Origin of the sequence: Hymenobacter fodinae (assembly GCF_004745825.1) — a bacterium.
GTDB classification, from domain to species: Bacteria; Bacteroidota; Bacteroidia; order Cytophagales; family Hymenobacteraceae; genus Hymenobacter; species Hymenobacter fodinae.
This window is the reverse complement of sequence record NZ_SRLA01000003.1, coordinates 615,785-634,559: the sequence shown is the minus strand read 5'-3', so window position 1 is coordinate 634,559 and position 18,775 is coordinate 615,785. Positions and strand designations below refer to the sequence as shown.

General features: G+C 65.5%; 17 protein-coding genes and 1 riboswitch. Of the genes, 8 read left to right on the top strand and 9 right to left on the bottom strand.

Annotated features, from left to right (window positions below; all coding sequences use genetic code 11):
- Positions 1-31 precede the first annotated feature (31 nt).
- The 5 genes from EU556_RS16470 to EU556_RS16450 all read left to right on the top strand — a co-directional run bounded on the left by EU556_RS16470 (position 32) and on the right by EU556_RS16450 (position 6,208).
- Entirely contained in the window at positions 32-1,882 is a 1,851-nt protein-coding gene (locus EU556_RS16470; RefSeq protein ID WP_135435229.1) for a sensor histidine kinase, read from the top strand.
- A gap of 34 nt (positions 1,883-1,916) precedes the next feature.
- Positions 1,917-2,678, top strand: a complete 762-nt coding sequence (locus tag EU556_RS16465) for a LytR/AlgR family response regulator transcription factor (RefSeq protein ID WP_135435228.1) — start codon at positions 1,917-1,919, stop codon at positions 2,676-2,678.
- 35 nt (positions 2,679-2,713) lie between these two features.
- A riboswitch (Fluoride riboswitch) is annotated at positions 2,714-2,787 on the top strand.
- Positions 2,788-2,836: 49 nt separating this feature from the next.
- Positions 2,837-4,147, top strand: coding sequence for a chloride channel protein (locus tag EU556_RS16460; protein ID WP_135435227.1), 1,311 nt, complete (start codon positions 2,837-2,839; stop codon positions 4,145-4,147).
- 49 nt (positions 4,148-4,196) lie between these two features.
- Positions 4,197-4,796 carry a phosphatase PAP2 family protein gene (locus EU556_RS16455; RefSeq protein WP_210116311.1) on the top strand — a complete coding sequence of 200 codons (600 nt, stop codon included), beginning with the start codon at positions 4,197-4,199 and terminating at the stop codon, positions 4,794-4,796.
- A 353-nt stretch (positions 4,797-5,149) separates the two neighbouring features.
- Entirely contained in the window at positions 5,150-6,208 is a 1,059-nt protein-coding gene (locus tag EU556_RS16450; RefSeq protein WP_135435226.1) for a PD-(D/E)XK nuclease family protein, read from the top strand.
- An 80-nt stretch (positions 6,209-6,288) separates the two neighbouring features.
- On the opposite strand, the gene EU556_RS16445 is transcribed toward EU556_RS16450, so the two are convergent.
- The 9 genes from EU556_RS16445 to EU556_RS16405 all read right to left on the bottom strand — a co-directional run bounded on the left by EU556_RS16445 (position 6,289) and on the right by EU556_RS16405 (position 15,949).
- Positions 6,289-9,468: an efflux RND transporter permease subunit gene (locus EU556_RS16445; protein WP_135435225.1), complete on the bottom strand. Its 3,180-nt coding sequence runs from the start codon at positions 9,466-9,468 to the stop codon at positions 6,289-6,291.
- Positions 9,465-10,388, bottom strand: a complete 924-nt coding sequence (locus EU556_RS16440) for an efflux RND transporter periplasmic adaptor subunit (protein ID WP_135435224.1) — start codon at positions 10,386-10,388, stop codon at positions 9,465-9,467. The genes EU556_RS16445 and EU556_RS16440 overlap by 4 nt, the downstream gene beginning before the upstream one ends.
- Positions 10,389-10,402: 14 nt before the next feature.
- The gene (locus tag EU556_RS16435; protein ID WP_135435223.1) at positions 10,403-11,734 is read right to left on the bottom strand and encodes a TolC family protein; all 1,332 of its coding nucleotides are present in this window, start codon (positions 11,732-11,734) and stop codon (positions 10,403-10,405) included.
- Positions 11,735-11,744: 10 nt separating this feature from the next.
- Positions 11,745-11,966 (bottom strand): hypothetical protein, encoded by a 222-nt coding sequence (locus EU556_RS16430; RefSeq protein ID WP_135435222.1) that lies wholly within the window; start codon positions 11,964-11,966, stop codon positions 11,745-11,747.
- Between the two features lie 79 nt (positions 11,967-12,045).
- Complete coding sequence (locus tag EU556_RS16425) at positions 12,046-13,341, bottom strand: sensor histidine kinase (RefSeq protein ID WP_135435221.1); 1,296 nt, start codon at positions 13,339-13,341, stop codon at positions 12,046-12,048.
- Entirely contained in the window at positions 13,338-14,021 is a 684-nt protein-coding gene (locus EU556_RS16420; RefSeq protein WP_135435220.1) for a response regulator transcription factor, read from the bottom strand. The genes EU556_RS16425 and EU556_RS16420 overlap by 4 nt, the downstream gene beginning before the upstream one ends.
- A 94-nt stretch (positions 14,022-14,115) precedes the next feature.
- Entirely contained in the window at positions 14,116-14,445 is a 330-nt protein-coding gene (locus tag EU556_RS16415) for a YnfA family protein (RefSeq protein WP_135435219.1), read from the bottom strand.
- Positions 14,446-14,583: 138 nt separating this feature from the next.
- Entirely contained in the window at positions 14,584-15,024 is a 441-nt protein-coding gene (locus EU556_RS16410) for a PepSY-like domain-containing protein (protein ID WP_135435218.1), read from the bottom strand.
- Positions 15,025-15,139: 115 nt separating this feature from the next.
- The gene (locus tag EU556_RS16405) at positions 15,140-15,949 is read right to left on the bottom strand and encodes a phosphatase PAP2 family protein (protein ID WP_135435217.1); all 810 of its coding nucleotides are present in this window, start codon (positions 15,947-15,949) and stop codon (positions 15,140-15,142) included.
- 240 nt (positions 15,950-16,189) lie between these two features.
- On the opposite strand from EU556_RS16405, the gene EU556_RS16400 reads away from it, so the two are divergent.
- The 3 genes from EU556_RS16400 to EU556_RS16390 all read left to right on the top strand — a co-directional run bounded on the left by EU556_RS16400 (position 16,190) and on the right by EU556_RS16390 (position 18,768).
- On the top strand, positions 16,190-17,101 hold the full coding sequence (locus tag EU556_RS16400; protein ID WP_135435486.1) for a LysR substrate-binding domain-containing protein: 912 nt from the start codon (positions 16,190-16,192) through the stop codon (positions 17,099-17,101).
- A 90-nt stretch (positions 17,102-17,191) separates the two neighbouring features.
- The gene (locus tag EU556_RS16395; protein WP_135435216.1) at positions 17,192-17,587 is read left to right on the top strand and encodes a hypothetical protein; all 396 of its coding nucleotides are present in this window, start codon (positions 17,192-17,194) and stop codon (positions 17,585-17,587) included.
- Positions 17,588-17,712: 125 nt separating this feature from the next.
- Positions 17,713-18,768 carry a YeiH family protein gene (locus EU556_RS16390; protein WP_135435215.1) on the top strand — a complete coding sequence of 352 codons (1,056 nt, stop codon included), beginning with the start codon at positions 17,713-17,715 and terminating at the stop codon, positions 18,766-18,768.
- Positions 18,769-18,775 lie beyond the last annotated feature (7 nt).

Sequence of the window (18,775 nt, the reverse complement as noted above, 5' to 3'; positions counted from 1 at the left end):
CGTCATTACCTTACCTTCAATTCGTTACCGCGTGAAGGGCGGAGCTATCTGGGCCGTGCTCGGCCTGCTACTCGTCAGCCCCGGCGCCCTGGCCAATACCCGGACGCCATCTTCCAGTAGGACGCCTAAGACGCCGCAGACCATCGACTCGCTGCGGGCCTTGGTGCGCCACGCCACGCTGCCAGACTCTGCTCGCTTTCAGGCGCTGTTGGCTTTAAGCGATATGCTATTTGCCCAGGATGTGGCCGAAGGTCGCCGGGTAGGGGAGCAGGCAGTAACGTTTGCCCGGCGCCGGCTTGACTGGTCAGGGGCAGCCGACGCCTTGTATCAGCTGGTGGTAAACTGTGAGCGGGCTGCCGACTACGTGGCCGCCATGCACTACAGCCAGCAGGGCGTGAAGCTCACTCGTGCGCACCGGCCCCGCGACCAGTGGCGCTTCACCCAGTGCCTGGGCCTGGTGGCCGTGGATACCAAGGATGCGGCCGGTGGCCTGCGCTACCTGCGCCAGGCCTACCGGCAGCAGGCCGCTACCCCCTCGGTAGGGCCCCGCGAGCGGGGTGGCCTGCTGCTGAACCTGGCCAATACCTTCCTGGTGCTGCAGCGCTACGATTCGGTGCTTCACTACGCCACGCGGGCTTTGCCTTACATGCAGCGCGCGGCCGACGCCCGGGGCCTGGGTTACGTGTACCAGTTTCGGGGCGAAGTTTATGCCAAGCTGATGCCCCGCTCGCGGGCCAGCTTGGCGGCCGCGGCCACGAACATGCAGCGGGCCCTGCGCATCATGCAGCGCTACCGTTACCAGCCGCAGGCAGCCAGCTCGGCGCTTTCGCTGGCGCGCGTGTATCGCCTGCAGGGTCGGCCCCGGGCTGCCCAGCGCACGGCGGAGCTGGCCCTGGCCCTGGCCCGCGCGGAGAAAATGCCCGAGTACGAAGCGGATGCCCTCTCCAGCCTTGCCTGGGCCTATGCCGACCAGAAGCGTCCCGCTCGTGCGGATGAGCTCGACGCCCGGGCTGAGGATCTGTGCGATTCGCTCTTCAACGGCAACAAGGCGCAGGCCCTGGCCCAGCTGCAGGTGCGCTACGACGTGCAGCTGCTCACCGAGCAAAAAAAGGCGGCTGAGTTTGAACAGCGCAGCCAGCAGGCCCAGCTGCACTCACTCTGGCTGCTGCTGGGCGGCCTTGCCACGACCGTGGGCGTGGGTGGGGGCCTGTACTGGCGGCTGCGGCGGCAGAAAGCCCTGTTGGCCCTGGCCAACCAGGCCAACTGCCGGGCTGTGGCCGAGAAGGAAGTGTTGCTGCAGGAAATTCACCACCGCGTCAAGAACAACCTGCAGTTGGTCAGCAGCCTGCTGGCCTGGCAGCGCAGCACCCTGCCCGACCCCGTACTGCAGCAGGCCCTGGCCAGTTCGCAAGCCCGCATCCAGAGCATGGCCTTGGTGCACGAGTTTCTGTACCGGGCTGACAACCTCTCGCAGGTGCGCATGAACGAGTACCTGGGCGAGTTGCTGGAATCTCTGCACCGCTCGCTCACCACGCCTCAGCAGCGCATCCAGCTGACCAGCAGCCTGGCCCCGCTGGTAATGGACCCCAAAGAAGCCAGTGCCTTGGGCCTTGTGGTCAATGAGTTGGTAACCAACGCCTACAAGCATGCCTTCCGGGACATAAACCGCGGGCAGCTGCATGTTGCCTTGGAACAGACCGCCGCCGGCTTTCAGCTGACGGTGCAGGATAACGGGGCCGGATTACCAGTGGCAGAATCGGCGCCCGAAACTCATTCGTTGGGCTTGCAGTTGGTTACTACCCTTGCTCGACAGCTAAAAGCCAGCGTGTCGACCGTTCCCCTTCTTCCCACGGGCACCCAGGTAGTCGTGGCCAGCGCGTAACGCTGGCCCGTCTCCTCGTCCCTTATCCCACCCTATGGCTACCATCCTCATTGTTGAAGACGAACTGCTGATTGCCGCCGAAATTGAACGCGCCCTGGTCCGGCTGGGCCACACGCCCCTGCCACCCGTGGACAACAGCGACGAGGCGCTGAGCGTGCTGGCCACCCAGCCCGCGGAACTGGTACTGATGGACATCAACATTGCCGGCGACTGCGACGGCATCGCGGCCGCGCTGCTCGTGCGGCGGCAGTTTGCCGTGCCGGTGGTGTTTCTCACGGCCCGCTCCGACTCGGCCACTCTGAACCGGGCCAAGCTGGCCCAGCCTTACGGCTTTCTGATCAAGCCCTTCACCGATGATTCGCTGCGGGTGCAGATTGAGCTGGCTCTCTTCAATGCCTACCAGGCCGGGCCGGTGGGGCCGATGCTGGATACGGCCGACGCCGGTTCGGAAGTGCTGGGCGCGGCCGAGCGCTGCCCCAAGTTCAAGGACTACTTGTTCGTGCGCAAAGGCTCAGGCCATGTCAAAGTACTGCTTAGCGACATCCTGTATTTCGAAGCCCTGCAGAACTACGTGCGCCTGCACACCGTGAAGGAAAACTTCGTGTTTGATTCCACCCTTAAGGAATTGGAGCAGAAGCTGCCCGACCAGTTTTTCAAGACCCACCGCTCCCACATCGTAAACCTGGACCACGTGCAGGCCTACGAGGAAAGCAGCGTGCTGCTAGGAAAAGAGTATGTGCCGGTAAGCCGTTCCTGCAAGGATGAGCTGAAGCGCCGCATTCACTTGGTGGGGTAACCGTTTCATATAATTTCCACATCGTATATCTTTGCCCACTCAACGGTGATGGATTTCCACCGCGAACCGCCGGCGCTTCCCGCGCCGCGCTGATGATTCCTACGAAACCGACTGGCCCTGGTGGCCGCGTCGGGTAGCTCATCATTTCGTTCGCGCTCATGGCTTCTCCTGCTTTCCTCCCTCGCCTGCTGCCTGCCCGGCTGCGGGCTCTCCCCACTACATTCACGGTCTTATTTGTGCTGCGCTGGCTGCTGCTGGCCGCGCTCGTAGGGGCGCTGGCGGGTACAGCCTCGGCGGGCTTTCTGGTAGCGCTGGAGGCGGTTACTACGTGGCGCGAAGCGCACCCCTGGGCGCTGGCGCTGCTGCCGGTGGGCGGCCTGCTGGTGGGCCTGGCCTACCACCATTTCGGCAACCGGGTGGTGAAGGGCAACAACCTGATTCTGGACGAAATCCACGCCCCCGGAGAACTTATTCCGCTGCGGCTGGTGCCGCTGGTGCTGGGCGGCACGCTCGTCACGCATCTTTTCGGCGGCTCGGCCGGGCGCGAGGGCACGGCCGTGCAGATGGGCGGGGCCCTGGCCGACCAGCTGAGCCGCTGGCTGCCCCGGCGCGAGCGGCGCCTGCTGCTCATCGCGGGCATGAGCGCGGGCTTTGCCTCGGTCTTCGGCACGCCGCTGGCCGGGGCCGTGTTCGGGCTGGAAGTGTTTTTGCTGGGCTCGATGCGCTACGAGGCCATCCTACCGAGCTTTCTGGCCGCCGTGGTGGCCGATGCCGTGACGCGGGCCTGGGGCGTGGGGCACACGCCCTACCCCGAGTTGGCCTCGATGCCGCTCACGGCTCTGGGGCTGGGCTGCGCGCTGCTGGCCGGGGCGCTGTTCGGGCTCACGGCCAGCGGCTTCGCCACGCTCACGCACGGGCTGAGCAAACAGTTCGGGCGCATCGGCTACGCGCCGCTGCGGCCGGTGCTGGGTGGGGTGCTGGTGGCGGCTAGCATGTGGGCACTGGGCACCAGCCGCTACGAGGGCCTGGGGGTGCCGGTCATCGTGGAGGCCTTCGGGCACCCGCTCCCCATCCAGGACTTCGCCCTGAAGCTGGCCCTGACGGCCCTCACGCTGGGCGCGGGCTTCAAGGGCGGGGAAGTCACGCCGCTGTTTTTCATCGGGGCGGCGCTGGGCTCAGCGCTGGCCGGGGTGCTGCCGCTGCCGGTGGCGCTGCTGGCGGGCATGGGCTTCGTGGGCGTGTTCAGCGGGGCCGCGAATACACCGCTGGCCTGCCTGCTGATGGGCCTGGAGCTGTTTGGCACCCACGCGGGTATTTACCTGGGTATCAGCTGCGTGGTGGCCTACCTGTTTTCGGGTCACAGCGGCATCTATACCGCGCAGGTTATCGGGCAGGCCAAGCACCCGCTGCTGGGGCGACAACAGGGCCGCCGCCTGGGCGCACTGCACCAGCTGCCACCGCCCCGCTAGATGTTCCGTCACTTGCCGGGCTAACGCGCCTGGCGTCGCTTCCATCTCGATGCTTGAACAGCTTCAACTTCTGGATACACGCCTGCTGCTGCTGGCCAATGGCCACCACACGCCGTTCTGGGACGCGGTGATGTGGTGGGCAAGCCAGCGGGTTACCTGGGTGCCCAGCTACGCCGCGTTGCTGGTGGTGCTGGGTCGTAGCTTCGGCCGGCGGGCCTGGGTGTTGGTGCCGCTGATTGCCGTGCTCATCCTGGCCAGTGACCAGCTGGCGTCGGGCCTGCTCAAGCCTTGGGTGTTGCGGCTGCGGCCCAGCCACGAGCCCGGCCTAGCTAGTCAGCTACACTTGCTGCACGGCTACCGGGGCGGGCTGTATGGGTTCGTGTCGTCGCACGCGGCCAATGCGTTTGCGCTGGCTTTCTACTTGCTGTTCACGGCCCGGCACCGGCTGCCCTGGCTGGCGTGGGTGCTGCTGCCGTGGGCCACGCTGGTAGCCTACAGCCGTCTGTACTTAGGCGTGCATTATCCCAGCGACGTGCTGGTGCCCCTGTTGCTGAGCCTGCCGCTGGCCTACGGCACGAGTCGGCTCTACGCTGGGGCCGTAGCGCGGTGGTTTCCCATTCTGCCCACTCGTTCTGCCGTCGAAACCTGATACTTGAACTGCGACGTGTTTTGCTATCAGCGGTCATGTTACTGCATTCTTTCTCAAACGCCTCGTACGGGCAATTTGCATTAGCTTTGCTCTCATCCCAACCAAAAAATCCAACAATTGAAAATAAAAAACTATCAGTGCAAAAAGTGTAAGACGCATCTCACAAACAATACTACACCCGCTGTTTTCAACTGCCCCGGAGGAGGACATCATCAATGGACAGACCTTGGCGAAGTGGGGCCTACCAACTACCAGTGCAAGAAGTGCGCGACATTGGTCAAATCCAAAAGTACGCCTGCCGCTTTTAACTGCCCGGCTGGCAATCATCACCAGTGGACAAAGTTATAGACGCTATGAAACCCAATATCTTTTCGTTGGCAACCAAAGAGCTGTCGCAGGATAGTTTCTTCGCGTGGTTGTTACAGTGGGGCAATACGGATTGTCAGCAATATGATGGCCCGCTACATGAAGCCGCTCAACATTTCATCCGTCTCCTGCTGCAATGCCCTGCTGATTATGAAATCAAACAGGTGGAAGCGGGCCGGCAATGGCAGGGTATTGACGTTTGGGCAGAAGTGAACGGAGAATATTTCATTGCTATTGAAGACAAGACTAACACCGGTGAGCATTCTGAGCAACTAGAACGCTACCATAAAATTGCAACTGAACATTACAAAGACACCAGCTTTAAACTTGTCTTTATCTATCTGAAAACTGGCAACGAGAGCATTACTACGCTGAACGAAATAAACACCAAAGGTTATACTATCGTCAGCCGGAAGCTAGTAGTTGATGTGTTAGCAGCTCATCAGGTTGAAAACGATATTTTCAACGATTTCAAGGAGTACTTGTCGAATATTGAGCTTCAATCAAATTCGTATCTAACCTTTAGCAACATCACCGACGATTGGAAAGCAGCAGAAGGCTTTTTTGTTCGTCTTCAGGAGCTAGTCGGCGAATGGAGTGACTGGCGCTACGTGCCCAACCAGACCGGTGGTTTCCTAGGCTTTTGGTATCACTGGCAGGGAACGGAAGAATTTGATTTGTACATCCAAATTGAAAACGGTTTTGCCAACGGTATTAAGGTGGTCGTCAAAATTGGTGATTGGACACCTAGCGTGGACACGCTCTACACGGTATTGAACGGACTTCAACCATACGCCAAGGCACAAGGACTCACGCTGCACAAGCCGCAAAAATATCGGGCAGGACCTACCTCTACGTTGGCTGTGTTGAAGAATCCATTCCTTGTGAATGAAGCTGATGAGTTGGATATAGGAGCCTTTTTGGCAACATTAAAAGCGCTGCAACTAGTACTCGATGAATACAGTACAGCAGAGCGGGCCAAAGCCCAACAATCTATTCTAGTCGAAGACCCCGATGCGGTGCCAACCGCAATTCAGCCAGAATAATCGAGTAAAGAACACACTATCAAAAGGCCCGACAATCGAAATCAGCTTTCGACTGCCGGGCCTTTTGTACTACTACCCTCTCAAGCTACCCGCTCAGCTGCCTGCTTTCTCCCGCTACCCCCATAAATCAGCCGCATGCCGGTGGGCAGCACGAACAGCAGCATGGGCAGCGCCACCACGAAGCCCCCGATGACGGCCACGGCCAGCGGCTGCTGCATCTGGGCGCCCAGGCCGATGCCCAGCGCCAGCGGCGACAGCGCCAGGATGGCCCCGATGGCCGTCATCAGCTTGGGCCGGATGCGCAGGGCAATGGCGTAGCGGATGGCCAGGTCCAAGTCGCCGGTTTCGCGGCGCGACTCGTAGAACTGGTGGACCGTGAAGATGGCGTTTTCGGCGATGATGCCCACCACCATGATGATGCCCGTGTAGCTGCTCACGTTCAGCGGAATGCCGGCCACGAACAGGCCCAGCACGCAGCCGGTGATGCCCATGACGGAGATGAAGAGCACCAGCAGCGAAATCAGCCACTCGCGGAACAGGAACAGCAGCACCGCGAACACCAGCAGCGAGGCCGTGAGCAAAATCAGCGTCAGCTCCCGAAACGAGGCCTGCTGCTCGGCGTAGGCCCCGCCGTAGACCACGGTGTAGCCGGGCGGCAGGGCCACCCGCCGGCTCACCTGCTGGCGGATGTCCTGGATGGCCGAGCCCAGGTCGCGCCCGTCGAGGCGGGCCGTGACGAGGGCCACCGACTTGAGGTCTTCGCGGCGCTGCTCCACCTCGCCGGGCACCACCTCCACGCGGGCGAAGAAGGGCAGGGGGCGCACGCTGCCGTTGGGCAGGGCAATGACCTGCTTTTCGAGCTGGGCCAGCGAGTTGCGGCGGAAATCGACGTAGCGCAGCAGCACCTGGCGCATCTGCTCGCCGTCCTGCACCTGGCCCACCTGCAGGCCGCCGAGCGAGGCCGCCTGGGCCGGCGAGATGCTGACCGGCGTGGCCCCGGCCGGCCCCAGCGGCTGGCCGCCCACCAGGTTGCTGAGCTGGGCTTGAAAATCGAGGGGCGTGAGGCCGAAGCGGGCCAGCTTGGCCACGTCGGGGCGGAAGACGATGCTGGGGCCAGCCGCCACCAGGCCGTCGTTGATGTCGGCCACGCCGGGCACCTGCGCCAGCACTTGGCCGAGCTGGGCGGCCAGGCGTTCGAGGGTGGCCTGGTCGTCGCCGAAGACCTTGACTTCGATGGGCTTCGCGCTGCTCATCAGGTCGCCCAGCAAATCGGCGATGCGCTGGCCAAAGTCCACAGTGAGGGCGGGCTCGGTGGCCTCGATGCGCTGGCGCAGCTGGGCAATGACCTCGGGCGTGGTCAGGCGGTGGTCGCGCCGGAGCTGGATGAGGTAGTCGCCATAGTTGGGCTGGCGCGTGTCGAAGGCCAGGCCCAGGCCGGTGCGGCGCGAGTAGCTCTGAATGTCGGGGTGCCTGGTGATGATGTCGCGCTCGACGCGGCGCAGCACCCGGTCGGTTTCGGCCTGGTCGGTGCCCGCGGGCATGTGGTAGTCGAGCACAATGCTGCCCTCGTCGAGGTCGGGCAGAAAGCCGGTTTCGAGGCGGCCCGCCGCCAGCCAGGCCCCCGCGCCCAGGCCCAGCACCAGCCCCAGGGCCAGCAGCGGCCGGGCAAAGAGGCGCGTGAGCCAGCCCAGCCGGTCGGCCTGCTCCTGGGCGGCGTTGTGGGCGTGGGCATGCTTGCCCGGCCGGTAGCCGATGAACAGGTGCAGCACCGGCAGCAGCAGCCACGTCACCAGAAACGAGCAGACCATGGTAATCTGCATCGTGTCCGACAATTCGCGGAAGAAGCTGCCCGCCAGCCCGCTCATCAGCCGGAATGGAAAGTGGATGACGATGGTGCTCAGCGAGGAGGCCACCATGGCCGGCAGCAGGGCCGCAATGGCCACCCGCACCACCCGCACGGGCGGCTGGTCGGGGTGCTCCTCGTGGGTGCGGTAAATCTGCTCGATGATGACAATGGCATCATCAATAATCAGCCCCACCGAGGCCGCAATGGCCCCCAGCGACATGATATCCAGCGTGATGCCCAGCAGGTAGAGCACCAGCAACGTGAAGCACACCGTAACCGGGATGGTGAGCAGTACGGCCAGGCTGGCCCGCCACGAGCGCAGAAACACAATCATCACCAAGATGGCCAGCGCCAGCCCCTCCACGATGCTGTGAATCACGCTGTCGATGCTGTCGGTCACGAACACCGACTGATCGTAGTAGGGCCGTAGCGTCATGCCCGGCGGCAGCTGGCGGCGCAGCGCGGCGGCTTTCTGGTGGGCAGCGGCGGCGAAGGTGGCCAGGTCCACGCCCTGCTGCTTCACCAGGTCGATGAGCACCGCGTCGTGGCCGTTGGCGTTGAGGATGGTGAATTCCTGCTGCTCCTGCACGTCCACGATGGCCACGTCCTGCACCCGCACCACGCGGCCCGAGTCGGCGCGCACCACCACCTGCCGCAGGTCGTCCACGGTGCCCAGGCGGGTGTCGGTGAGGGTGAGGTAGAGGCGGCGGAAGCTGCTCAGGTTGCCGGCCGACTGCACGAAGTTGGTGGTGGCGAAGGCGGCTTGCAGCTGGGCGGCCGTGAGGCGCTGGCTGGCCAGCCGCGCGGGGTCGGGAATCACCACGAACTCCTTGGCCTTGCCGCCGCGCACCACCACGTTGGAGGCGCCCGGCACCTGCGAAAACAGCGGCCGGGCCAGCAGGTTGCCCGCGTCGCGCAGGGCAATGGGCGAGCGGCTGGTGCTTTCCAGCGAGTAGCCCAGCACCGGAAACAGCGACTGGTTCATGGCCTCAGTGGCCAGGGTGACGCCCGGCGGCAGCAGCGGCTTTATCTCGTTCACGCGGCTTTCCAGCTGGGCCTTGGCCGCGTACACGTCCACGTCCCAGCTCAGAAACACCTGCACCACGCACGCGCCCCGGCTGGTGCTGCTCTTCACCACCGTCACGCCCCGCACGCGCTTCACGGCGGCCTCCAGCGGCTTGGTCACGGTTATCAGCATCCGGTCGACGGGCTGCTGCCCGGCATCGGCAATGAGCGTGATTTTGGGAAAGGTAACTTCCGGAAACAGCGCCGTCTGCATCCGCGCGTAGGCAAACAGCCCGGCCACCAGCAGCAGCAGCCCCACCAGCACGAGGGGCTTGCGCAGGGTGTAGAAAAACGTGGGCGCGGCGGCCTCGGCAGGGGCTAAGGAGGGAAGTGGGGTCGGGTCGCTCATTGTACTACCTGCACCTTGGCCGTATCGGCCAGCCCGTAGTTGCCGGAGCGCAAAATCCGGTCGGTGGGCCGGAAAACCGGGCGCTTGATTTCAATGGTTTCGGGATTTTGCACGCCCAGGGTCACAGGCACCTTCACGGCCGTCGAGTCGTTCAGCAGCCGCATCACCCAGAAGTGGTGCAGGGTTTCGTCGGCCAGCACGCAGCTGGCGGGCAGCGTCTGGGCGCGGGGCTGCCGGGTTTGGGTGAGGCGCACCTGCGCGAGCAGGTTTTCGGGAATCACGCCCGGCGGGTCGAGGGGCCGCACCAGGTACACCTCCGCCTGACCGGGGCTCACGCTGGCCAGCGGGGCCAGCACCTGCCCCGTGAGGCGGGTGCTGTCGGGCAGCACAATGGTGCAGGCGGGCTGGCCCTGGGCCAGGGAGTGGTACTCGTAGGGCAGGTTGAGCTGAAACACCAGCTGGCTGCTTTCGGCCACGGTGCACAGCGGCGCGCCTTCGAGCAGGTAGTCGCCGGCCTGTTGGATGTTGAGCACGCTCACGATGCCCGCCGAGGGAGCCGCCACGGCCACCCGCCCGAAGCCCTTGAGCGAGGGGTCGATGCGCTGAATGGAGCCGCCCAGGGCGCGGCGCTCCTTGGTTTCGAGCGTGAAAAGCACCTGCCCGGCCCGCACCCGGTCGCCGAGGCGCACCCGCACACTGGTGACGTAGGCGGCCACGGGGGCCGTCACGGCGCTTTTGCGCGGGTAGAGCGAGGTGGCCGGAAAGGTGCGGTACTGCGTCAGGGGTTGGGTGGCCGGGGCCACCACCTGCACCTGGGCGCGGGGCGGTGGGCCGGCCGCCTCGTCGGCCGGGGCGCTGCCCTGGCAGGCGGCCAGCAGCAGGGCCAGGGGCAGCGGGGAAAGAAAAAAGCGACGTTTCATGCGGAAAAGGGGCGCTACCAGGTCCAGTAGTTGTAGGCGTTGATGAGCAACAGGCGGCTATTTTCCAGCAGCACCAGGTCGCGGGCGGCCAGGGCGTAGTTCTTGAGCACCTGCACGTAGGCCACGATGGAGAGCTGGCCGGCAATGGCTTCGCGCTTGTAGGAGTCGAGCACCTGGCGGTAGTTGGCCAGCTGTTGGCGGGCCAGGCGCTGGCGCTCCTCCACCTGACGCAGCTCGTAGCGCAGGCGCTGCTGGCGCACGGGGTTCACGGTGGCAAAGTTTTGCTGGTAGGCGCGGGTGGTGGCCAGCAGCACTCGGGTCCGGTCGCGGCTGAGCTGGCGCTGGTGCCCGTCGAAGAGGTAGAGGCTGAAACTCAGCCCCGCACTCACCCCGAAGCGCTGGGGAATGTCGGCGAGCGTGACGGCGTTGAGCCCGCCGGTGGCGAAGGCATTCACCACCGGCCGGTAGCGCAGCTCAAACACGCGCTGAGTGGCGGCCAGGTTGAGGCTGTCGAGGCGGTAGCGCTCGGTGAAGCCCGAGAGGCCGGGCAGTGGCCCGGCCGGGCGCAGCGGCAGGTCGGGCGGGGCCAGGGCCACCTCGCTGGTGTCGCCCAGGCCGCAGAGCACGTTCAGGTCGAGCAGGTCGCGGTGGTAGGCGGTGCGGTAGGTGTTGAACAGCACCTGCTGGCTTTCCGTCTCAATTTGCAGCAGCAGGTAGTCCGACTGCTTGAGCAGGCTGGCTTCCACCAGCTTGCGCACCAGCAGGCGCTGCTTGTCGAGAATGCCCAACAGCTCGCGCACGTAGTCGAGCTGGTCGAGGTCCTGCCGGCACAGGATGTACTGGTCGCCCACCAGCTTGTCCAGGTCGTGCAGCGAGAGCCGCGCCAGGCTTTGCTGGCTCAGGGCCAGGCCCTGGGCCTGCTGGGCGTAGGCCTCGAAGCGCGGGCGGGCAAACAGCGGCTGCGTGAGCTGGGCGTAGCCCTGGTAGAGCGCGCCGTTACTCAGCGCCACGTCGTAGCCCACGTAGCGGGCGCTGTTGTCGGCCGAGTAGCGCAGCACGGTGCGGCCGTTGTCGTGGGCCAGCACCGGCACGGCGGTGTAGTTGGCCACCAGCGTGCCGGTGGCCTTGGTATAAAAGGCCCGCAGGCGCTCGGTTTCGAGCTGCGCGGCCTGGCCCTGGTTATGCACGTCGGCGCTCAACGGGCTGTTTTGCCGGGCCTGGGCGAGGTAATAGGCCAGGTCGCGGGTAGGGGCCGGGCTTTGCGCCCGGCCCGCGTGGGCCAGCAGCCCCGCCACCAGCAGCAGCCCCAGCCGCCACCTATTTGCCGGAAAAGAGAATACACGCATACCAAAAAAGCTAAAGGCCGGCGCGGCTGAGCGCGGCGCACTCGGGACAGCGCACGCGGGTTTCGTCCACGGTGCGGGGCGCGTAGTACTGCCAGTGGCCGCTGCGCTTCACCTCTTGCCCCACGGGGCAGGCGTCGTTGTCGTGGAAGGGGTAGCGCACCGGCGCGGGAACCGGGGCCAGCGCCCCGGCGGGGGGCGCGGCGTGGTGGAAAAACGGGGGAGTAGCTGCCATAGCGAGGCCCGGCGGGCCGGTTAGGCCGGCAAGCTAGTGGCCAATTCTGAGCAGCTTCGGAGCGGGTAACGACGGGCCGCTAGGGCCAGCTTACCTCGAAACAGTGCTGGTTGGGCGCGGTGAACCGGTAAGCCAGCGTGAGGCCGCAGGTGCTGACAATCTGCTGGCTGATGGCCAGGCCCAGCCCCACGCCGCCGGGGGCGCTCAGGGCATCTTTGCGGAAGCGGGCAAACTCGCGGCCGGCGGGCAGCGGCGCGGGCCGGCCGGTGTTGGCTACCGTGAGCTGCCGGGCCGTGAGCTGCACCTGCACCCAGCCGCCCGGCACGTTGTGACGGATGGCGTTGACCAGCAGATTGCTCACCAGCATTTCTATCAGCGTCTGGTTGGCTTGCCGGAGCACGGAAACGGCCGCCGCCACGCGCAGCGTCAGGTGGGCGGCTTCGGCCTGCTCCTGCACCTGGCCGGCCACGCTGTGCACCACCTGGCGCAGGTCCACGGCTTCGGTGGCGGCAAACTGCTGGTTGTCCAGGCGGGCCAGCAGCAGCAGGCTGCGGTTGAGGCGACTCAGGCGCTGGGTCACGGCCACCAGCGCGTCTAGGTGCTGGGCCTGCGCCTCGGTCAGCTCGGGGCTTTGGGCCAGCAGCTCCAGCTTGGTGTGCAGCACGGCCAGCGGCGTTTGCAGCTCGTGGGAGGCGTTTTCGGTGAATTCCTTCTGGCTGTGAAACAGGCGGCGGTGCTGGGTGAGCAGCTCGGTGAGGGCCACGTTCAGCTCCACAAACTCCACCGTGGGCGAGGCCGCCAGCTCGATGGGGGCGCGCTGGTCGAGACGGAAGCGCCGGAGCTGGGTTAGCGTCTGGTAGAACGGCCGCCACAGCCGCCGCGCCACCCGCTGCTGCACCAGCACCAGCCCGCCCAGCAGCACCACCAGCAGCCCGGCCTGGGCCAGCCCGATGGCGGCCAGCAGGTCTTCGCTCTCCACCAGCGAGCTGCGCAGCACCAGCCGGTAGGGCCGGCCCTGGTAGCGCACGGTGGTGGTGAGGGTGCGGTAGGGCTCCCACTCATCGGCGGCGGCCAGGTAGCGCTTTTCGGGCACGATGCGCGCGGGGCCGGCCGCCTCGCCAGGGCGCAGGGGCCGGATTTCCAGGTCGCGGTCCAGGCGCATCCACAGGGCCAGGTCGGCGGGGCGGGCCACCAGCGGCAGCTTGCCCACCACTTCGTCGCGGCGCAGCAGCAGGGCCTCGTCCACGTCGGCGTAGTAGAGCTGCTGGAGCACGAAGTAGAACACGAACGTGCCGGCCAGCAGCACCAGCCCCGCGTACACGAGCTGGGTGCGCAGCGTGCGCGTGAGCAGCTTCAGGGGCCGTGGCGCGCTCATACGGCGGCCAGCTCGAAGCGGTAGCCCAGCCCGTACACCGTGCGGATGCAATCGCCCAGGCCCGCCTCCGTGAGCTTGCGCTTGAGGTTCTTGACGTGGGTGTACACCGGCTCGAACGAATCGAAGTGCTCGGCCATGTCGCCCGACACGTGCTCGGCAATGGTGGACTTCATCACCACCCGGTTCTGGTTGGAAAGCAGCAGCAGCAGCAGGTCAAACTCGCTGCGGGTGAGCGGCAGGGCCTGCCCGTGCACGCTCACGGTGCGCGCCAGCACGTCGGCCGTCAGCGGGCCGGCCACCACCGTGTTGGCCCCGTTGAAGCGCCGCCGCCGCACCAGGGCGGCCACGCGGGCGCTCAGCTCGGAAAGGTGGAAGGGCTTGGGCAGGTAGTCGTCGGCGCCCAGGTGCAGGCCGGTGATGCGGTCGTCCAGCTCGTTGCGGGCCGAGGTGATGATGACGCCATCGGCCTTATGCTGGGCCTGTAGCTGGCGCAGCAGCGTCAGGCCGTCGCCGCCGGGCAGCGTCAGGTCCAGCAGAATGCAGTCGTAGTCGTAGAGCAGCATCTTATCCTCGGCGGCAGCGTAAGTGGCGGCCACCTCGCACACGTAGTGCTGGGCCTGCAGGTGGCTGACCAGGCTGGCTGCCAGCTCGGCTTCGTCTTCAACAATCAGGAGCTTCATGGGCGCACGGGTTCGGGATGGAGAAACAAATGTGCGCCACAATTCTGAGCAAGCCCGGAGCAAGCCAACCCTGCCCGCGCCAGCTTATGCCGGGCTACGCTCGCGGCCAGAACAGGATGATGCCGATGCCCACGAAGCACACCACCCCGCCGATTACATCGAACCGGTCAGGCCGGAAACCGTCGAAATACCAGGCCCAGGCAATGGACATGACGATGAATACGCCGCCGTACACGGCGTAGGTTTTACCAAAAGAAGTGGCCTGCAGCGTGGCGACCCAACCGTAGGCAGCCAGCAGCAGCACCCCGAGCAGGCCCGTCCACACCGGCTGGTCAGCTTTCAGCCACCGCCATACCAGGTAGCCGCCCCCAATTTCGCAAAGGCCAGCCAGAAAGAACAATGCCAGCGGCTGAAAGTAGTTCATCGGGAATGTCCGCTAAAGCCGCACCTGCCAGTCAAGCGCCACCTGTATGTAGCGCGAAGGCAGGAATCTACACGGGTTCCGGGGGCACCTGACCGGGGCCGGCACCCGCCAGCGGGCGGTTGTCGGCCCCGCCTCCGCTTATGGCTTTTGGGTTTCCCGGCCATCAGCCGTGAACAGCACGTCGCGGTGCTGATGACCCTGGCTGATTTCGGCTTCGTAGACCACCCGGCCGGTGCCGGCCGAAACGATTTTGGCGGCCTCCGTCACGCGGTAGGCGTTGTACTGGCGGGCCAGGGCCTGACGCACGGGCGCGGGCAGCTGGCTGGGAGCCAGGCCGGTTTCCGTTTCCACCAGCTTGCCGGCTGGGGTGATGAGCACCGACAGCACGGCCGCGCCCTGCTTGAAGCCGGCTTCGTAATTGATGCCTTCCTTCTCCCACGTCACCTGCACTACCTGCGGATAAGCGTGTCGGAAGGTGGCCGTGACGGCGGCGGGCACCTGTGCGGCGGGAAGCGTTTGGGCGGCGGCCGAGCTGGCCAGCAGAAGGGCAGCAGCTAGCAATTGGAGCGGGATTTTCATGATGGGTAAGAGGGGGTATGCGTGAACTGTTACCGCCAAGCTACCGGCCGATTCTGAGCGTTGGTTGAGGACGGCAACACGGCTTCACTTTCTTTCGACCGGCGTGATAATTCCATCAGCGCAACGGAACGCTGACCATCAGGCCGAGCGCGCCGTTGGAGTAAAGCGGGGCCACCATGGCTCGTTCCTGCAGGCCGCGCAGCAGCAGCCGATGCACCAGCGGGTAGGCCCAGTAGGCCAGCTCCGTGGACAGAATGCCTACCCCGGCCCCGGCCAGCACATCGGAAGCCCAGTGCTTGTTGCCCAGCACCCGGATGGCGCCCGTCGCCGTAGCCACGGCGTAGCCGCCCACGCTGTACCACACGCTGCGCCCGCCGTACTCGTGGTGCATGAAGGTGGCGGCGGCAAACGCGGCGCTGGTGTGCTGACTGGGAAAGGAGCTGAAATCGTTGCCGTAGGGCCGCTCCACCCGCGTCAGGTTTTTGAGGTTGCTGGTGAGGGTATTGTTGATGGTGTAGGCCAGAAAGAAAATCACACCCTGGTTCAGGGTGCCGTGCCGGCCCTTTACCCCGGCCAGGCTCAAGCCCAGCGTGGCTGCGGCCGGTACGTGGCGCAGGTAGTCGTCGAGCGAGGTTTGGAAGCGCGGAAAGTGTTCCAGCACTTCTGCCTGCACCGCTTCGTCGGTTTCGAGTACGTCTACTTTTTCGGTGCCCAGTGCGGCCACGCCCAGCAGCAACGCCGGCAGGGCCAGCTGCCGCAGGGTGGGCTGGTAGGGGTTCGCGGCCTGGTAGGAAGCCGCTGCGACTGGCCGGGAAGCAGTGGCCGAGTCGGCCGCTACCGCCTGGGCCAGGACGACTGAGGGAGTAGTACACAGGCCAAGCCCCAGCAGCAGCGCGGGCCAGGATAAGGAAACAGAAAGCAGCATGTTGCGGCGGGTACAAGAAGGGCCGTAGCGCCCGACCTTCGCCGCGAGTCTAGCCTACGATTCTGAGCACAATCGGAGCAGGACTGTGGTGCAGATACCAGCCCACGCAACGGCAGGTTGGTCTACATCTATATGCAAGTTCAGCATTCAATGGCGCCCGGCATTGGCCACGGCACTCCTGACGTAGGAGAGGGTGTAAATTGGCTAGCGCATCTCACCCCCAATGCGACCTTTGCCGCTATGTCCGACTTCCGCCTGCGCGTGTTTGCCGCCGCCGCCCGCCACCTGAGTTTCACCAAAGCCGCCCAGGAGCTGTTCATCAGCCAGCCGGCCGTGACGCGGCACATCCGCGAGCTGGAAACCCACTACGGCCAGCGCCTGCTGGAGCGGCGCGGCAACCGCGTGGCCCTCACCGAGGCCGGCCACCTGTTGCTGGCCCACGCCGAGGCCGTAGCCGAAGCCGAGCACGCCGTGGAAGCCCGCCTGCACGCCCTGCGCGACCCGGCCGACACCGCCGGCCGCCTGCGGCTGGGGGCCAGCACCACCCTGGCCCAGTACGTGCTGCCAGGCCTGCTGCCGGGCTTTCGCCGCCGCTACCCGCAGGTGGAGCTGACGCTGCGCAACGCCAACACCGAGCAGATTGGCGAGGCCCTGCTGCGCCACGAGCTGGACCTGGGCCTGGTGGAGGGCGGCCCGCACTCGCGCGACCTGCATTACGAGCTGCTGCTGCCCGACGAGCTGGTGGCCGTGCGGGCGGCCACGCCGGCGGGCCCGCCTCCGGCCCCGCTGCCCCTGGCCGAGGCGCTAACCCACCCGCTGGTGCTGCGCGAGCGGGGCTCGGGCACGCTCGACGTGCTGGAGGCCGCCCTGCGCGAGCGGCACGTGAAGCCCGCCAGCCTGCCCGTGGCCTTTCATTTCGACAACACCGAGGCCATCAAGGGCTACCTGCTGGCCGACTCAGCCGCACTGGGCTTCGTGTCGCGCCGGGCCCTGGCGCGGGAGCTGGCGGCGGGCCTGCTCGAAATCGTGCCCATCGACGGGCTGCACCTGCCCCGGCAGTTTGAGTCGGTGTGGGTGCAGGGGCAGCCGCTGGGGCGGCCCGCCCAGCGGCTGCTGACGTACCTGCACGCGCACCTTCCTGTGTCAGTATAACACCACGTTATTTCAGATAGCAAACCGGTATAAACAAGACGTAGAGGAAGGCCGTACTTTTGTGTAGTCGCTCGCTTCGGTAGCGGGCTATTGTTTCACTACTACGTACTGCCTGCCATGACCACGTTCCCCACGCCCGAACCCGCCGCTGACCACGGCACCCCGCACTACGGCACCTTCGGCACGCCCGAAGACGCGGCCGAACCTACGTACTGCGCCGAGTCCACCGACGGCTCGAACGACAACCCCGACGAGTTCAGCGAGCTGCGTGGCCCGCAGTTGCGCACCGAGCAGTACTGCATGCCCGGCGCGCAGTCGGACCCCGCCCGGCAGCGCGGCCACGCGGACATGAACCAGAATGTGGCCGCCGTGCAAGCGGCCCAGGACGGCACCCCGGCCGAGCAAAAGGCCGCCTATGCCCTCGACGACCCGCGCATGGCCGGCGGCGACGTGTTCGACCTCCGCGACGAACAAACCGGCTGGTAGCCTTACCGGGCGTAGCACTGCCCCCTTCTTTCCTCACTTGCGGTTATGCCAGCTGGCCTGTTCGCGCCGCCGGCGCGCCAGCAGCCACTAGCCGTGGCCCCACCCCCCTTAATTCACTTGTTGTCATGACTGCCGAACCGCTGAACCGCCCCGCCACTCCGGCCGCGCCTACCTCAACCCCGACCGACGAAATGCCCACCGGCTTCTTCCGTCACTTCCACACGCCCCGCGTGGTGTTCGGGCAGGATATCACGTTGCGCCAGGTGGTGTTTGCGCTGTTTCTGGTATTCTGCCTTACGCCCTGGGCCTCGCCGCCGGTGGCGCTGGCCCTGGGGCTGGTGCTGGCCCAGACGGTGGGCAACCCCTTCACCACCCACACCAAAGCATTCACCCACAAGCTGCTGCAATTCTCGGTGATTGGCCTGGGCTTCGGCATGAACGCCCACGCGGCGGTGCAGGCCGGCAAGGAGGGCATCCTGTTCACGGTCGTGTCCATCTTCGGGACGCTCATTTTGGGCTACTTCGTGGGCAAGTGGATGGGGCTGGGGCGGCACGTGGTGCATTTGATTTCGTGCGGCACCGCTATTTGCGGGGGCTCGGCCATTGCGGCCATCGGGCCGGTGCTGCGGGCTAAGGACGAGGAAATGTCGGTGGGCCTGGGCACGGTGTTCGTGCTCAATGCGCTGGCCCTGTTCCTGTTTCCGCCCATCGGCCACGCCCTGGCCATGACCCAGAATCAATTCGGTCTGTGGTGCGCCATTGCCATTCACGACACCTCCTCGGTGGTGGGCGCGGCGGCGGCCTATGGCAACCAGGCCCTGGAAGTGGCCACCACCGTGAAGCTGGCGCGGGCCTTGTGGATTATTCCGGTGGCCATCGGTACGGCCATGCTGTTCAAGCAGAAAGGCGTGAAAATCACGATTCCCTACTTCATCCTGGGCTTTATCCTGGCCATGCTCTTCAACACCTTCGTGCCGGCCTACGTGCCCGCCGCCGCGAAGCTGGGGCCGGTGATGACGCACCTGGCCAAAATCGGCCTCACGGTGACGTTGTTCTTCATCGGGGCAGGGCTGTCGGCCAAGGTGGTGAAGGCGGTGGGCGTGAAGCCCTTCGTGCTGGGCATTGTGCTGTGGGTGGTCATCTCGACGGCCTCGCTCTACGTGATTCTGCACGCGGCTTAAGGGCGAA

Coding starts and splice junctions, on each gene's coding strand:
- EU556_RS16465 (WP_135435228.1), top strand. CDS start 1,917: ATGGCTACCATCCTCATTGTTGAAGACGAACTGCTGATTGCCGCCGAA.
- EU556_RS16440 (WP_135435224.1), bottom strand. CDS start 10,388: ATGAAACGTCGCTTTTTTCTTTCCCCGCTGCCCCTGGCCCTGCTGCTG.
- EU556_RS16410 (WP_135435218.1), bottom strand. CDS start 15,024: ATGAAAATCCCGCTCCAATTGCTAGCTGCTGCCCTTCTGCTGGCCAGC.
- EU556_RS16390 (WP_135435215.1), top strand. CDS start 17,713: ATGACTGCCGAACCGCTGAACCGCCCCGCCACTCCGGCCGCGCCTACC.
- EU556_RS16455 (WP_210116311.1), top strand. CDS start 4,197: ATGCTTGAACAGCTTCAACTTCTGGATACACGCCTGCTGCTGCTGGCC.
- EU556_RS16430 (WP_135435222.1), bottom strand. CDS start 11,966: ATGGCAGCTACTCCCCCGTTTTTCCACCACGCCGCGCCCCCCGCCGGG.
- EU556_RS16425 (WP_135435221.1), bottom strand. CDS start 13,341: ATGAGCGCGCCACGGCCCCTGAAGCTGCTCACGCGCACGCTGCGCACC.
- EU556_RS16405 (WP_135435217.1), bottom strand. CDS start 15,949: ATGCTGCTTTCTGTTTCCTTATCCTGGCCCGCGCTGCTGCTGGGGCTT.
- EU556_RS16445 (WP_135435225.1), bottom strand. CDS start 9,468: ATGAGCGACCCGACCCCACTTCCCTCCTTAGCCCCTGCCGAGGCCGCC.
- EU556_RS16435 (WP_135435223.1), bottom strand. CDS start 11,734: ATGCGTGTATTCTCTTTTCCGGCAAATAGGTGGCGGCTGGGGCTGCTG.
- EU556_RS16400 (WP_135435486.1), top strand. CDS start 16,190: ATGTCCGACTTCCGCCTGCGCGTGTTTGCCGCCGCCGCCCGCCACCTG.
- EU556_RS16415 (WP_135435219.1), bottom strand. CDS start 14,445: ATGAACTACTTTCAGCCGCTGGCATTGTTCTTTCTGGCTGGCCTTTGC.
- EU556_RS16420 (WP_135435220.1), bottom strand. CDS start 14,021: ATGAAGCTCCTGATTGTTGAAGACGAAGCCGAGCTGGCAGCCAGCCTG.
- EU556_RS16460 (WP_135435227.1), top strand. CDS start 2,837: ATGGCTTCTCCTGCTTTCCTCCCTCGCCTGCTGCCTGCCCGGCTGCGG.
- EU556_RS16450 (WP_135435226.1), top strand. CDS start 5,150: ATGAAACCCAATATCTTTTCGTTGGCAACCAAAGAGCTGTCGCAGGAT.